Origin of the sequence: Hydrogenophaga sp. PAMC20947, from assembly GCF_004795855.1 — a bacterium.
GTDB lineage: Bacteria > Pseudomonadota > Gammaproteobacteria > Burkholderiales > Burkholderiaceae_C > Hydrogenophaga.
This window is the reverse complement of sequence record NZ_CP039252.1, coordinates 764,989-778,059: the sequence shown is the minus strand read 5'-3', so window position 1 is coordinate 778,059 and position 13,071 is coordinate 764,989. Positions and strand designations below refer to the sequence as shown.

Annotated in this window: 17 protein-coding genes; 6 read left to right on the top strand and 11 right to left on the bottom strand. The window is 60.8% G+C overall.

Going from position 1 to position 13,071, the window contains the following annotated elements:
- The first annotated feature begins 20 nt into the window (after positions 1-20).
- Positions 21-1,280: a DEAD/DEAH box helicase gene (locus tag E5678_RS03575; protein WP_136177253.1), complete on the top strand. Its 1,260-nt coding sequence runs from the start codon at positions 21-23 to the stop codon at positions 1,278-1,280.
- Here the strand turns inward: E5678_RS03575 and E5678_RS03570 are convergent.
- A complete protein-coding gene (locus E5678_RS03570) occupies positions 1,277-1,639 on the bottom strand; it encodes a DUF6172 family protein (protein ID WP_136177252.1) in 363 nt (120 codons plus the stop codon). The two genes, E5678_RS03575 and E5678_RS03570, sit on opposite strands and share 4 nt — an antisense overlap.
- A gap of 86 nt (positions 1,640-1,725) precedes the next feature.
- A complete protein-coding gene (locus tag E5678_RS03565) occupies positions 1,726-2,031 on the bottom strand; it encodes a hypothetical protein (protein WP_136177251.1) in 306 nt (101 codons plus the stop codon).
- A gap of 64 nt (positions 2,032-2,095) precedes the next feature.
- Between E5678_RS03565 and E5678_RS03560 the strand changes: the two genes are divergently transcribed.
- Positions 2,096-2,725 (top strand): 3'-5' exonuclease, encoded by a 630-nt coding sequence (locus tag E5678_RS03560; protein WP_136177250.1) that lies wholly within the window; start codon positions 2,096-2,098, stop codon positions 2,723-2,725.
- Here the strand turns inward: E5678_RS03560 and E5678_RS03555 are convergent.
- The gene (locus E5678_RS03555) at positions 2,700-2,915 is read right to left on the bottom strand and encodes a DUF3820 family protein (RefSeq protein WP_136177249.1); all 216 of its coding nucleotides are present in this window, start codon (positions 2,913-2,915) and stop codon (positions 2,700-2,702) included. The genes E5678_RS03560 and E5678_RS03555 overlap by 26 nt on opposite strands.
- A complete protein-coding gene (locus E5678_RS03550; RefSeq protein WP_136177248.1) occupies positions 2,912-3,748 on the bottom strand; it encodes an alpha/beta hydrolase in 837 nt (278 codons plus the stop codon). Before E5678_RS03550 ends, E5678_RS03555 begins: the two co-directional genes overlap by 4 nt.
- Positions 3,749-3,867: 119 nt before the next feature.
- Here E5678_RS03550 and E5678_RS03545 point away from each other — a divergent pair, with 119 nt between their 5' ends.
- Positions 3,868-4,470 (top strand): lysophospholipid acyltransferase family protein, encoded by a 603-nt coding sequence (locus E5678_RS03545; protein WP_136177247.1) that lies wholly within the window; start codon positions 3,868-3,870, stop codon positions 4,468-4,470.
- 789 nt (positions 4,471-5,259) lie between these two features.
- On the opposite strand, the gene E5678_RS03540 is transcribed toward E5678_RS03545, so the two are convergent.
- The 4 genes from E5678_RS03540 to E5678_RS22235 all read right to left on the bottom strand — a co-directional run bounded on the left by E5678_RS03540 (position 5,260) and on the right by E5678_RS22235 (position 6,583).
- Entirely contained in the window at positions 5,260-5,577 is a 318-nt protein-coding gene (locus E5678_RS03540; RefSeq protein ID WP_136177246.1) for a type II toxin-antitoxin system RelE/ParE family toxin, read from the bottom strand.
- Positions 5,574-5,855, bottom strand: a complete 282-nt coding sequence (locus tag E5678_RS03535; protein ID WP_136177245.1) for a YlcI/YnfO family protein — start codon at positions 5,853-5,855, stop codon at positions 5,574-5,576. The genes E5678_RS03540 and E5678_RS03535 overlap by 4 nt, the downstream gene beginning before the upstream one ends.
- Before the next feature lie 182 nt (positions 5,856-6,037).
- Complete coding sequence (locus E5678_RS03530) at positions 6,038-6,268, bottom strand: JAB domain-containing protein (RefSeq protein ID WP_247596902.1); 231 nt, start codon at positions 6,266-6,268, stop codon at positions 6,038-6,040.
- Positions 6,269-6,412: 144 nt separating this feature from the next.
- Positions 6,413-6,583, bottom strand: coding sequence for a hypothetical protein (locus tag E5678_RS22235; protein WP_168708480.1), 171 nt, complete (start codon positions 6,581-6,583; stop codon positions 6,413-6,415).
- 473 nt (positions 6,584-7,056) lie between these two features.
- Between E5678_RS22235 and E5678_RS03525 the strand changes: the two genes are divergently transcribed.
- The gene (locus E5678_RS03525) at positions 7,057-8,319 is read left to right on the top strand and encodes a hypothetical protein (RefSeq protein WP_136177243.1); all 1,263 of its coding nucleotides are present in this window, start codon (positions 7,057-7,059) and stop codon (positions 8,317-8,319) included.
- Positions 8,320-8,601: 282 nt separating this feature from the next.
- On the opposite strand, the gene E5678_RS03520 is transcribed toward E5678_RS03525, so the two are convergent.
- A complete protein-coding gene (locus E5678_RS03520) occupies positions 8,602-8,865 on the bottom strand; it encodes a hypothetical protein (RefSeq protein ID WP_136177242.1) in 264 nt (87 codons plus the stop codon).
- A 757-nt stretch (positions 8,866-9,622) separates the two neighbouring features.
- On the opposite strand from E5678_RS03520, the gene E5678_RS03515 reads away from it, so the two are divergent.
- Both E5678_RS03515 and E5678_RS03510 read left to right on the top strand, forming a co-directional pair.
- Positions 9,623-9,925: a type II toxin-antitoxin system HigB family toxin gene (locus E5678_RS03515; RefSeq protein WP_136177241.1), complete on the top strand. Its 303-nt coding sequence runs from the start codon at positions 9,623-9,625 to the stop codon at positions 9,923-9,925.
- An 18-nt stretch (positions 9,926-9,943) separates the two neighbouring features.
- Positions 9,944-10,315 (top strand): transcriptional regulator, encoded by a 372-nt coding sequence (locus E5678_RS03510; protein ID WP_136177240.1) that lies wholly within the window; start codon positions 9,944-9,946, stop codon positions 10,313-10,315.
- A gap of 719 nt (positions 10,316-11,034) precedes the next feature.
- Here E5678_RS03510 and E5678_RS03505 read toward each other — a convergent pair.
- Together E5678_RS03505 and E5678_RS03500 are read right to left on the bottom strand one after the other, a co-directional pair.
- Positions 11,035-12,543, bottom strand: a complete 1,509-nt coding sequence (locus E5678_RS03505; protein ID WP_136177239.1) for a tripartite tricarboxylate transporter permease — start codon at positions 12,541-12,543, stop codon at positions 11,035-11,037.
- On the bottom strand, positions 12,543-12,989 hold the full coding sequence (locus E5678_RS03500; protein WP_136177238.1) for a tripartite tricarboxylate transporter TctB family protein: 447 nt from the start codon (positions 12,987-12,989) through the stop codon (positions 12,543-12,545). Before E5678_RS03500 ends, E5678_RS03505 begins: the two co-directional genes overlap by 1 nt.
- Between the last annotated feature and the right edge of the window lie 82 nt (positions 12,990-13,071).

The window sequence follows — 13,071 nt, the reverse complement described above, 5'->3', positions numbered from 1 at the left end:
CTGCCCGCAAAGACTGCCACATGCCATTTACATCTCTAGGCCTAGTGCCCCCCCTCTCCCAAGCTGCCGCCGATCTCGGCTTCACCGCGCCCACACCGATTCAAACGGCGGCCATCCCCATCGTTTTGGACGGCGTCGACCTGCTCGCAACGGCCCAGACCGGCTCCGGCAAGACCGCGGCATTTGCTTTGCCCCTGCTGCAGCATTGGCTATCAAACCCGCCAGCAGCAAACACGCGCCCGCTGCAAACGCTGGTGCTCGTGCCCACGCGCGAACTGGCAGCGCAGGTGGGCGAAGTGATTCGCAGCCTGGCCCAACCGCTGGCTCAGCGGCCCAAAATCGTGGTTGCATTCGGCGGCGTTTCTATCAACCCCCAAATGATGTCTTTGCGCGGTGGCGCCGACATCGTGGTGGCCACACCCGGGCGACTGCTCGACCTGCTGGACAACAACGCGATCAAACTGGGCGGCGTAAAACACCTGGTGCTGGACGAAGCCGACCGCCTGCTCGACCTGGGCTTTGCCGACGAGCTGGGTCGTGTACTGGCTCAACTCCCCACGCAACGCCAAACCCTGCTTTTTTCAGCCACATTCGCGCCCGCTGTTGAATCGCTGGCCAGTCAAATGCTGCACGAGCCACAACGGGTGGACGTGCCCACCGTGGCCAACGATGCCGCCGTGATCGAACAACGGGTGTTTGAAGTTGACGAAAAACGCCGAACCCAATTGCTGCGCCAACTGATCAAAAACCACGGCTGGGAGCGTGTGCTGGTCTTTGTGGCCAGCCAATACGCGGCCGAACACCTGGCGGCCAAGCTGCACAAAGCCGATATATTTGCCACGTCGTTCCACGGCGGCTTGAGCCAGGGCGCACGCAAGCAAACCTTGCAAGAATTCAAGGAAAAACGCTGGGACGTGCTGGTCACCACCGATCTGGCCGCGCGAGGCATCCACATCGATCAGCTCCCCGTGGTGGTGAATTTTGATTTGCCCCGCTCGGCCACCGACTACACCCACCGCATCGGCCGCACCGGCCGCGCAGGGGAAAGTGGATTGGCCATCAGCTTCGTCACAGCCGCCGGCGAAGCCCATTGGCGCGTGATCGAAAAGCGTCAGGGGTTGAGCCTGCCGCGCGAACAGCTGGCTGGGTTTGAGCCCACCGACGTGGCGCCTGTCAACACCCAAGACCTAGAGGGCACAGGCGGCGTCAAAGGCAAGCGCCCGAGCAAAAAAGACAAGTTGCGCGCCGCCGCAGCGGCCCCACAACAACCCGACGATTAAGACTGGTCGTCGTCGCCGTCGTCCTGGGAATCATCACCAGCTGAAGAACCAGCATCGCCGCTCTCACCGGTGTCGGCCCAGCGCTGGCGCGTGGCCGGCTTGGCCAGCAACTCCACGTAAACCTGCTCGGCACCCGTCTTGACCAGCTCATCGAGTTGAGCCGTCAGCTCGTTCGGGTGAACAACCGCGGCGCCCGCTTGATCAACGCCCAGCTTGCAATCAAAATCCCAAAAATCGGCATCCGCCGGCAGATCACGGCGACGCTCACGCTTCATGTACTTGCGCAGCTCGTGCTTGAGCGCTTCCAGCACGCGTTCAGGGTTCTTGCCCTCCGGGCGCAAAACAAAGGTTTTTCTCATCTCAACAGTCCTTCAAGGGGGTTGGCTCGCCCGGTCAGGAGGCAAACATCAATGCTTGATTATCAGGCCCCCAGCTTGACCGCCGCTCAAAGGGGCGAAATCTCGTAGCCCCCTTCATCCAGGTTGCGGTACGGCCCCCAAACAGCCTGCAAGGCCGCGGCTTCGGCTTGCTGCCAGGCCTCAAACACCAAACGCTGTTCGGTATTGAGGTCGTCGTCATCGGGCACCTCCCCATACTGCTGCACGATGCCGCGGTAGATAGAAAGCATGGGCCAGACGAGGTCGGCGCCCCCCAAAGCAGCCTCCAGCGCATCCCGAAAAGTTCGGTGCGCTGCATCCTTCTGCGCCGGGGTGGTGTCATCGGGGACGTAAAGCTTGAGGGTGTAGGTCATGGGGCCAGATTCAGGGGCAAGGGCACAATGCAAACATTATCTTCTCCGGCCTCGCACCGCCCTTATGCACAACCAACGCCACATACCCGACGCCGACGCCATTGCCGCCCTGCCCGAATTTCCCCGCCTGGCATTGGGGCAGATCACCTTGGTCCAGTCCCGGGAGCAAGCCCGTGAAGCCTGCGCCGCGTTGCGCGACCACCCTGCGCTGGGATTCGACACCGAATCCAAACCCACCTTTTTCAAAGACCAGGTGTCCGAAGGTCCCCACGTCGTTCAGCTGGCCAGCTTGCGACACGCCTGGATCTTTCAATTGCACGACCCGGAATGCCGCGAGCAGGTCTCCCAATGGCTGGGTGAACCAGGGCGCGCGCTGGCCGGGTTCGGGCTGGGCGATGACGTTAAACGCATCGTGCACAAGCTTGGGGTAGCGCCCCAGGGCATTGTCGAACTCAACGCTTGGTTTCGTGAGCGTGGTTACCGCAAAGAGGTGGGGGTGAAAGGCGCTGTAGCCGCGTTGTTCTCCCAGCGCTTCATCAAAAGCAAAAAAGCGGCCACATCGAACTGGGCTTCTCGACAACTGAGCGAAGGCCAGCTCATCTACGCCGCCAATGACGCCTACGCAGCAGCCTGGGTGTACCAGGCCTTGCTGGACCTGCCCACGACCGTCAGCGCTGACGCCTCAAAGGCTTGAGCAGGTCCTCCAAGCCATTGTGGTCAATCTCGTGCATCAACGCCAGCAGGCGCCCGATGTCACCCGAAGGGAAGCCTTCCCGCGCAAACCAGTTCAAGTAGTTGCCTGGCAAATCCGCGATCAAGCAACCCTTGTGTTTGCCAAAGGGCATTTCCACTGTCAGCAGGCGCTCCAGATCTCCGGCATTCATGCATCCCCTTCTGCTGCGACCCTGGAAGCATCCAACCATTGTCGAACCGCTCGATTGAACACCTCAGGCTGCTGCCGCATCAGCCAGTGCCCAGCATCCAGCCCCTGCACCGCGCAGCCCGGTGTGGTGGCCAGCTGAGCCAACCAGCGAGCCGAATGGAACATGAAGGGCTTGCGTTTTCCAAACAGAAACAGAGTCGGCACCTTGGGACCAAAGACCTTGTCCACGCGTGCCACCCCCCTCAGACCCCCAAAGCTGCCCAACCATTGCAAGGCATAGGGGTAGTTCATCTGCCACCCCATCTGGCTCGGCTCGGTCTTGCACCCAATGCGTCGGGCCATATAGCGGGTCATGCGATCGGCCATGGCGGGCCAGATTGAGCCCAGTTTCCAGGCCAGGGCCAGCCAGATCTGGTATCCAGCGATCATGCGTTTTTCTTTGGCAGTCAATGCGGCCAGATAGGCCCCCGAATTGGTGTCCCCAATATCGGCGGAGACCACACGTGCAACGCGGTCCACATGGCGGGCGGCGTACTCATAGCCGAAAAAGCAGCCCCAGTCGTGAAGTACCAGAGCCACCGGCTCACCCGGACTGACCGCATCCACGACCGCGCCGATCAGTGCGCACATGTCGTCCACGGACTGCGGGCGTGGTGGCTGGGACAAATCAAATCCCGGCAGCGAAAAACGCACACACCGGTAGCCATCGTGCAAGGCCTGCACCGTGTCATCCCACAAGGCCAGCGTGTCGGGCCACCCATGTAGAAAAACCACCGTCGGGCCTTGACCCTCTATCACCACATCCAGGCCTTGCAGCCGCATCGTTTCACGCATCTATTTCATTCCGGGAACGTCAGACACTGCATCCTAGCTTGCTCAAAGCCGAAACAGGCCGCAAGCAAGTCACCCAGGTGAATCAAATGGGTCCGCTGGCATCAACGATACTGCAACCCATGCAGCGCACCATCTTCACCACACCCGGTGTCAACACCGTGTTTCGGCTCTTGTCCCTGGGATTTCTCAAGCTTTCTGGCTGGACCATTGAAGGCGCTCTGCCCGACCACGCCCGCAAGAGCGTGCTCATTGCGGCACCCCATACCAGCAACTGGGACCTCCCCTACACCCTCATGGTGGCCTTCGCGCTGCGGTTGAATCCCTACTGGATGGGCAAACAAAGCATTTTTAAGCCTCCTTTTGCCGGCCTCATGCGGTGGCTAGGCGGCATCCCGGTCAACCGATCACAGGCGAGCAATCTGGTCGAAGCCTCAGCTCAGGCCATTCGGGCCGCCGACGGCAGCCTGCAACTTATCGTGCCGCCCGAAGGGACACGCAGCAAGACGCGCTACTGGAAAACGGGCTTCTACTACATCGCGCTCAATGCCCAGGTCCCCATCGTCCTGGCCTTCATGGACTACGGGCGCAAACGCAGCGGTCTGGGGCCAGTATTTGTGCCCACGGGCCATGTTGATGCGGACATGGCCGTCATCAAGGCCTTCTACAAACCCTTCAAAGGCAAGAACGCCGACCAATTTGAGTCCAACCACGAAGAGGCTTGACAGCCCACCCTCAGACCTCCCTTGGCGCCCGGCGTCTACGCAAGATCCCCAACGGGATCACAACCGCTCAAGACCGCTTCCAAACGCAGGGCACCAGCAAACCACGATGGGGTTGCACAAACAGAAAAGCCCGTCACCTTTCGGTGACGGGCTTTTGAGATAAATAGTCGCTGCGGTGGGATTCGAACTCGTTACCCCTTGCACACCATCAATGTAACGTTCCAACAACCTATGTTCGAACCCACCAACTGGGGTCAGTGTGCAACCCCGGCCGACCAACTTGCAGCGCCTTCTCCGATCAGTCCTCGCCTGGGGAGTGGGCCAACTGATTCTTCACGTACTTGAATCGGCTTAGGAACAAAACTTTTTTGTGCGATGACGGAAGCCAGCTTCAGCAAGGACTCTTTTTGTGTCCGGAGGTGTTGCCTTCGCCAGGCTGGGATCAGTGCCAAAGCAATGTTGAAATCTTCGATACCCAGAGCGTCCATCGAGTGCAGGGATTGGCTGAACCGCGGTTTGTCACTCGGCGTGACAACAGAGTCCCCGTTCAGGATGGCCTGAAGCGCCCCGCCCATCGACCGCAGAGCTTGGCTGCGCCGCTGTTTGTCACTCGGAGTGACAACACAGGCTGCGTCCAGACATGCCTGACGCGACTCACCTGTTGATATTGGCGGGGTAGCGCTGAACCGCAGACTTGTCACTCCGATGGACAAAGCCAGCCCCGTTCACGGGTTGGTTGCGTTGCCACACCTGCGTCAAGGGCAGCGCTCAATCGCCATGCGCAACGGATCAGTGGTAGTCGTCTTCGAGCTGATGGCGCAAAGCGGTGACGACCACATCGGCGGCGCCCTCGATCTCGAACAAGGCGACATAACCCGTTCGCCCAAACGGAATGATCAGCTCTCGCAAGAACGGGCTTTGCCCCGCCTTGCGGCAGGTGAAGGGCGAAGTCTGCAAGGTGGCAACGCCGGCGCGAATGGCCAGCAAAGCCCGTTCGGGCAAGGCCAGATCGCCGCTGTCGCGCGCCAGCTCCCGCTCCAGCACGAAATCGAACAACCGTTCGAGGTCTGCCTGGGCCTCGCGGGTGAAGCGAACCCGAAAGCTCACGGCTTTGTCTTCGCGATGCGTGTGCGCGCGGCGTCCAGCTTGCGCTGCAATTGATCGATCACAACATCAGCTTCGACATAGTCACCGGTGCGTTGGGCTTCGTCGCGCGAGCGCAGGCCGCGGGCAATGAACTCGGCCTGAACACGCCGGCGCTGCACGGTGGCCCGCACCGAGGCCTCGACGAATTCGGAGAGCGTCTCGCCGTCGCCGAGCAGCGACTCGACCTCGGCCCGAAACTCGGGGTCCACCCGAACGGAGGGGATGGTGGCGGTTTTCATAAACTCAGTGTATCGCATTTGCGCTGCATTATGGCAAACCCAGTCGACTTGTCACTCGGAGTGACAAAGCAGTCGGTGCGAGGATAGGCGAACAGGGGATCCGGCCATGCTCAGCCCTCCCCTGTGCTCGCGCACCGCGCGCTGTTGAATACAAAACAAAAATGGGCCCGAAGGCCCATGGGTCAGACCAGACCCTTTTCTGCCATCGATTGCACCGCACTGCCCGCCACGATGAAGTGGTCCAGCACCCGCACATCGATCAGGGCCGCCGCAGCCTTGAGCGTCTGCGTCAGAAACTCGTCCGCCTTTGACGGATCGGCCACACCCGAGGGATGGTTGTGCACCAGCAGCAAAGCCGAGCTGTTGCGCAGCAGCGCATCGCGCACCACCTCGCGCGGGTACACGCTACCCACGAGTAGCTGCTCATGGACATGCTGGTAACTTCGCTGCAGGAATCAATATTTGCAAAACTCCTGATGTCCATGGCATTGAGGCTGAAATACTGATGTTTTGCTCAATTGTGTCCATACCTTGGGTATTGTTCGCGTTTTCTAGCTTCAGTTACCACTCTCGCTGCCCGCCCTTGGCATGCTCCAAGTCGACGCCAATGCCTCGTCGGCTTCGGCCGCACGGTACCCGCCCGCGACATCGCGCACCAACAAGGAAGAAGAAGCGGCCACCGAGATGGCCTGAAAAGAATCGAGGGAAGAAAACAGATCGTGCTGCATGACAAGCTCCAGTGATCGGGCGGGATGGCCCGAGACCGAAACCGGCACACCGCAGCGCAGCGGTCAAAGGTTCGAAGACGGCCGCATGGCCGCCAGCGCCCACAGGGCGCGCAGACCTTGACGGCGAGAACGGTGTGCAAGGATGAAGGGAACAGCAAGCCAGCCCACCACACCTGCCCGCGTGAGATGGGCAAGCGCAACGCGCAGGCCGGGGCCCCACCGACGGCCGAAGGCGTCAGGGATCGCAGCCGCATGGCCGCGACGCGCAAAGGCGCGGGGCGCAGCCCGCAGAGCCCGACGGCGGCACGCCGGGACGCGCTGAAAACACGCAACACACCAATGTTTGTATGCTCCGAATGCCCGCCATGGCGCCACCCCGCACTCGACCGCCCCGCCCCGCTCGGGCACCATGCCCGCTGGCATGCCAGCCAACGCCACCGACAACCAGCAGACCACCCAAACCGCCACGCGCCATGACAAAAGCCCCCACCACAACCGCTGCCGCCACCCCTTGGGCCTTCCGCACCCGCTTTCGCCGGGGTGCCTTCGGCTGGAAAGCCTCCCGGCTCGCCATTGACCGCATCCATGAGGCGCTGATCGAGATCCGGGCGGCAGCCCGGATCGACCCCGCCCGTGCGGGCGAAGGGGCCGTGCTCCTCCTGGAAAAGCTCTCGCCCGCCCTGTGCCAGATCGACAGCTCGTCGGGTGCCCTGGGCAACGCCACCCATGCCGCCGTGCAAGAACTGGCGCCGCTGATCAGCAGCGCACCGGTGAGCCCCCCCGTGCGCAAGCAATGGCTGGACCGTCTGTATGAGGCCTTCCAGCAAGACGATCCCCCCTACATCGAATCCCTCGGTGATCACTGGGGCGACCTGTGCGCCACGTCGGACTTGGCCTCGGACTGGAGTGACCAACTGCTGCCCAGCCAGCACCACGTTCTGAGCGAGCGCGCCAGCGGTACGTTTGCCTACTTTGCCGGCACCAGCCTGTGCTACAGCGCCCTGTTCAAGGCCGGCCGCCATGAGGAAATCCTGCAACTGCTGAGCCAAGACCGCCACCCGATCTGGCCCTACCTGATCTGGGGCGCGCGCGTCCTGGCCGCCAGTGCCCGGATCGACGAGGCCATCGCCTATGCCCGCGATCGAGCGGGCATCAACACCAACAGCGAAGAAGCCCTCGCCCGCTTTGCCGAAGACCTGCTGCTCAAGGCCGGCCGGCGGACCGAGGCCTTCGACCAGTACGCGCTGAGGGCCAACCAGGCCCACACACACCTCGCGACGTTCAGGGCCCTCGCCAAAAAGTACCCCGAACTGGCCAAGGACAAGCTGCTTTCACACCTGGTCGCCTCCACACCCACTGCGCCCGGCAAGTGGTTCGCCACCGCCAAGACGCTGAAACTGTTCGATCAGGCCACCCGCTTGGCCTGGGCCTCACCGTGTGACCCCAAGACATTGAACCGCGCCGCACGCGACCACCTCACCAGCCAACCAGCCTTTGCGATGCAGTGCGCCCTGGCCGCCCTGCATTGGATGTCGACCGGCCACGGTTACGAACTCACCGGCCTGGACGTGCAGGAGACCCACCGACTCGCCATCGACGCGGCAAGCCAAACCCAGCAAACCGAACAGGCCCACACCACCATCGCCCAAATGCTCGCCACCGATACACCGACCACGACCTGGATGAAACAAGCCCTGAGCATGGCAACGTCACCCACGGCCCCCAAAAGCCGCTGATCCGTGGGCGCGTGCAGATTGCAGGGAGTGCTTTGGCTGGCAGCCTTCATTTCAACGACCTCCCACAAAAAATGAAGATCGAAAGAAAACGCAGCGCCCCAGTCACCCGTCCAAACCGTGAAGCATTTTTCCTTCTAGGGTCGACAAAGCACTGAAACACCGCGCCTGACCTGGCGTGGTGGTCATTCCGAGCCCATTTCAAGGATTGACGCGCTTCCTGGTGCCCGAGGGCCGATCACAGAGGCGGGTTGTCACCCGAATGGGGCCGCCGTCAAGGGCCAATCAGTCGGCTCGAAAGGGTGGCATTTTGTCGGCCACATCTCGAACCTTGGCCACTTCCACGGGGTGACCCCATCCTTCGGGGTCCCGCCCGCCACGGCGTTCACGCGCAACGCCCATTCGGGACTCATTCACACCATCGCGGACGGCGGCTTTCACCACGAAGTACAGCACCACCATGAAGGCTACATAGCTCAAAAACTCCCAGATGGCCAACTGCAAAGCGGCCTTGGTCACTTCAAATTGAAGTTGTTTCAGATCGATCATCTTTCCTCACTGTCTGCTGGGATTGCACCAAATTCCTGACACCCGATGTCCGCCTGGCCGGCGGGTCGCACGCATGCCACCGGCGCAACCGATCACGAAGCCCTGTGGTGAGGCCTGCGCCTTTGCCGCCGCCATCTCCCACCCATGTACACATCGGACCCGCGTGGTCAGCACCGGCCACATGAACCGATGCCAAGCCATTTCTGCCGTTGAGGGTGCCCAGGACGGTCACCCGGTGGGCCCTGTCGGATCCGGGCGGCGATTCAAGCGCCCACGTACTCCGAAACGCCCGGTGTTTTGTGGGCCGGTCATCGGAACAGCCTTTTCTAAAAGTGCAGATCAGGCAGCTGTCTGCCCAATCTTTAGGCACCATCCGCAAAGCCAGTGGATACGGGCCCTCTGGCAGTTGTTCATCAAGTTATCAACAGCCTAAGCCACATCCCGTGTGGACAAGATGGCACAGCTGTTGGCGCCGATGGAAGCTTGACCCACTGGGGGCGCGGATGAAAACGTGGATTGCTATGCGATCTTCATACAAAAACTTGGACGATGTCCTGGTCGTCCAAGTTTTTGTCTGCCCCCCAACATGGGTGCCCACCTGTACCAAACGGGCATTTCGGAAATCCGGCTGACCAACGCTGCGCCAGATCGGACAACCGCAAACACGCCCATTCACAGCCAATCTTGGACGCCTTGATCACCCGCCGCGCCTGGATGCCGCTTGCCCAAGTCCCATTTTGGGACTACACTTCGACTGATGCGAGTGATTGCCGTGTCTACCCTTCGGGCCTTCTGGGTGCGCTATCCCGACGCCGGGCAGCCGCTGAAGGCTTGGTACGAGGAAGCCACGAGTGCGACCTGGACCCAGCCGGCTGACATCAAGCTGCAGTACCGCAGCGCCAGCGTGCTGAAGAACCGTCGCGTGGTCTTCAATATCAAAGGCAATGACTATCGGCTGATCGTGGCCATTGCGTACAAGTTACAGATCGTCTACGTGAAGTTTGTCGGCACCCACAAGGAGTACGGCGCAGTGGACGCAGAAACCGTTGAAATGGCCTGACCGGCCACGGAGGAAAACATGGACATCCGCCCTATCCACACCGAAGCAGACTACAAGGCCACTCTCAAAGAAATTTCAGCCTTGATGGATTCCGACCCTGATCTGGGCACGCCGGAGGGCGATCGTCTGGACATTCTGGCCACGCTGGTGCAGGCCTACGAGGCCAAGCACGTACCTATCACCGCGCCTGATCCAGTGGAAGCCATCAAATTCCGGATGGATCAGAGCGGTCTGTCCGTCAAAGATCTTGAGCCGATCATTGGCAAAAGCAACCGCGTCTACGAGGTCCTGAGCCGCAAGCGCCCGCTGACGCTGGCCATGATCCGCAGACTGCACAAGAGCCTGGGCATCCCGGCCGATGTGCTGATTGCGGAGACGGCTGCAGGTTGATCATCGAACGCTGAGCTTGGCTTCTACAGTGAACAGCGTTGTCAAGAGTTTCCCTTGGATATGCCGCAAGCTGACTTTGGCCGGCAGGGTCGTCGCACCGGAAGTCAGATTCCCGGAGCCGCTTCGTACTCACACTGTCGGCCATGAACGGCAGTTCACCGAGGTGCAGCCAAGGTCGGCTCAAGGCTGGGTCCAGACATAGGAATTTGACGCCTGAACGTTCGCGAGTTATGTAACCTGTCATTCGCTGAACAAGGACCCGAGCGACCGGTTGAATCCGCCCCCCAGACCGGTCACATGACAGGTGCCAGGCAGACAAGATCGCTGGAACGACTGTTCACGCTAATGGTGAACTGGAGCTCTCGACCCCTAGCAGGCGGTGGTACTTTTCGAACCGGCGGACCGCTCTACTAGGCAAAGCTGTAACAGCCAAGTGGCCACCCGGTGCGATGAACGCTCAGAAGCAGCCACCAGGCATTGAGCAGCGCCTGGCAGATTCGAGAACCACCCACAAACTATGAAGCCTTGCTCAGTTTTCAAACGGGTGGCGGTACCGGGTCGCACACGCCAGCTGAAAGCGGGCTGAGTCAAACCTTGGACGTCAGACGCGAGATCAGCGAGTTCGAGCGTTTCCTCGAATCGAGGATCCCCTCTGCTCAGCATAGAAGTGCTCTAAACCCTGTGCAGCGAGAACGAATCAGAGTCAGCCTTGCTGATGATCAAGACGTCAAGTTCTGTGCCTTCGATTTGCTCAACTTGCGAATCACTGGAGGCAGGATGACCATCGCAGCGGCGCAAACCCAGAGGCCAATCGCTATCGGGCTCTCGAACAAGATGCCGAACTCGCCATTGGTGATGGACAGGGCACGTCGCAAGTTTTGCTCCATCATGTCGCCCAGAACGAAGCCGAGAATCAGCGGGGCCATCGGAACACCTTGCTTGCGCAGCAAATACCCCACCAGGCCAAACCCGGCCATCAGCATCAGGTCAAACGTGGTCGCATGCACCGCGTAAACGCCGACTGTGCTCACCGCCAGGATGCCCGGCACCAGCATCCAGTTCGGAACGCGCAGCACTCTGGTGAACACACCGACCAGAGGAATGTTGATGAACAGCAGCATGACGTTGGCGATAAACAATGACGCGATCAGGCCCCAGACCAGTCCGGGTTGCTGTGTGAACAGTGCCGGCCCTGGCGTGATGTTGTACAGCGAGAGTGCACCAACCATCACCGCCGTGGTGCCCGAGCCGGGCACACCCAGTGTGAGCATGGGAACAAATGATCCGGCTGCCGATGCGTTGTTCGCAGCTTCGGGCGCTGCCAGCCCACGAAGATCGCCTTCGCCAAAGGTGCCGCTGTCGCCGGCCATGCGCTTTTCCATTGAGTAGGTCATCGCGCTGGCAATGGTCGCGCCAGCACCAGGCAGTACACCAACCACGAATCCGACCACGCTCGAACGCAAGGTAGCCCACCAGGTGAATTTCATCTCGACCCAGTTAAACAGATTGCGGCCCGTTTCTTTGATCATGCCCGCGCTGCTGAACTGGTACTCAAGCATCAGCAGAATCTCGCTGATCGAAAACACGCCGATGACAACGACGATGAACTGGATGCCGTCAGACAGGTGCACGTCGCCGCCGGTGAAGCGGTAGACCCCCGAATTGGAGTCAAGCCCGATGGTTGAGAGCGAGAGGCCGATGACGGCAGCCAGCGCCGCCTTCATCGGCGCGTCGCCCATCAGGCCAGCAATACAGGCGAAAGCAAAACACATCAACGCGAAGTATTCAGCTGGGCCGAAGGCCAGTGCCCAGCGCGCGAGCAAGGGGGCAAACGCCACAATGCCGATGGTCGCGACGATAGATCCGACAAAAGAACTCCAGGCTGAGAGCGACAATGCAACCCCTCCCATGCCCTTGCGCGCAAGAGGGTATCCATCCAGCGTGGTCATGATGGCGCCGGCGTCCCCGGGGACGTTCAACAAGATGGACGAAATGCGCCCACCGTACTCACAGCCAACATAGACCGCCGCGAGCAGGATCAAGGCCGTTTCAGGAGGCAATTTGAGCGCGAAGGCCAGCGGCATCAAGATGGCAACGCCATTGATCGGACCCAGGCCGGGCAACATGCCCACCACGGTGCCCAAGAAGGCGCCGAGCGCGGCAACCAGCAGGTTTTGCAATGACAGCGCGACGACAAAGCCGGCAAAGAGGTGTTGCAAGGTGTCCATCAGCGGCCCCCGAGAATGAAACTGAGAATGCCGGTCGGCAACACGACATCGAGTGCCTTGTCAAACAGCAGGAACAGACCGATGCCGAGCCCGGCACCGCCGAGCAAAGACTGGCGCCAGGTGCCGCCGAAAGCCATGCCCACAGGCACCGCCATCAAGGCCGTTGCGAAGGTGAAGCCCAACACCTGAAAAAGAAACGCATAGAAAAAGACGGTCACAACACTCAAGGCGATGAGCTTGATTGCGCCGCCTTGAAACGGGTTCTCGACGAAGGATGGCTTGAAGACCAGCCACGCCCCACCAATGGCCATCAAACCCGCCAGCAAGCGAGGGAACGCTCGAGGCCCGACGGGTTCATACGAAATGGGTGGTGCGTAGGCTTGCGCAAACCACGCCATTGCAATGGCGAGCACAACACATGCCGCCCCGAGGATGCGATCACTCATGAAAATCTCTCTTAAGTGGACGGCAGCGGATTCGGCTCCGAGTGGGCCAACTGCCATTTCGAGGGCATGCATGGGCGGCGCG

Excerpts from the sequence above, each read along its gene's own strand:
- E5678_RS03575 (WP_136177253.1), top strand. The coding sequence starts at position 21 with ATGCCATTTACATCTCTAGGCCTAGTGCCCCCCCTCTCCCAAGCTGCC.
- E5678_RS03570 (WP_136177252.1), bottom strand. The coding sequence starts at position 1,639 with ATGAGAAAAACCTTTGTTTTGCGCCCGGAGGGCAAGAACCCTGAACGC.
- E5678_RS03565 (WP_136177251.1), bottom strand. The coding sequence starts at position 2,031 with ATGACCTACACCCTCAAGCTTTACGTCCCCGATGACACCACCCCGGCG.
- E5678_RS03560 (WP_136177250.1), top strand. The coding sequence starts at position 2,096 with ATGCACAACCAACGCCACATACCCGACGCCGACGCCATTGCCGCCCTG.
- E5678_RS03555 (WP_136177249.1), bottom strand. The coding sequence starts at position 2,915 with ATGAATGCCGGAGATCTGGAGCGCCTGCTGACAGTGGAAATGCCCTTT.
- E5678_RS03550 (WP_136177248.1), bottom strand. The coding sequence starts at position 3,748 with ATGCGTGAAACGATGCGGCTGCAAGGCCTGGATGTGGTGATAGAGGGT.
- E5678_RS03545 (WP_136177247.1), top strand. The coding sequence starts at position 3,868 with ATGCAGCGCACCATCTTCACCACACCCGGTGTCAACACCGTGTTTCGG.
- E5678_RS03535 (WP_136177245.1), bottom strand. The coding sequence starts at position 5,855 with ATGAAAACCGCCACCATCCCCTCCGTTCGGGTGGACCCCGAGTTTCGG.
- E5678_RS22235 (WP_168708480.1), bottom strand. The coding sequence starts at position 6,583 with ATGCAGCACGATCTGTTTTCTTCCCTCGATTCTTTTCAGGCCATCTCG.
- E5678_RS03525 (WP_136177243.1), top strand. The coding sequence starts at position 7,057 with ATGACAAAAGCCCCCACCACAACCGCTGCCGCCACCCCTTGGGCCTTC.
- E5678_RS03520 (WP_136177242.1), bottom strand. The coding sequence starts at position 8,865 with ATGATCGATCTGAAACAACTTCAATTTGAAGTGACCAAGGCCGCTTTG.
- E5678_RS03515 (WP_136177241.1), top strand. The coding sequence starts at position 9,623 with ATGCGAGTGATTGCCGTGTCTACCCTTCGGGCCTTCTGGGTGCGCTAT.
- E5678_RS03510 (WP_136177240.1), top strand. The coding sequence starts at position 9,944 with ATGGACATCCGCCCTATCCACACCGAAGCAGACTACAAGGCCACTCTC.
- E5678_RS03505 (WP_136177239.1), bottom strand. The coding sequence starts at position 12,543 with ATGGACACCTTGCAACACCTCTTTGCCGGCTTTGTCGTCGCGCTGTCA.
- E5678_RS03500 (WP_136177238.1), bottom strand. The coding sequence starts at position 12,989 with ATGAGTGATCGCATCCTCGGGGCGGCATGTGTTGTGCTCGCCATTGCA.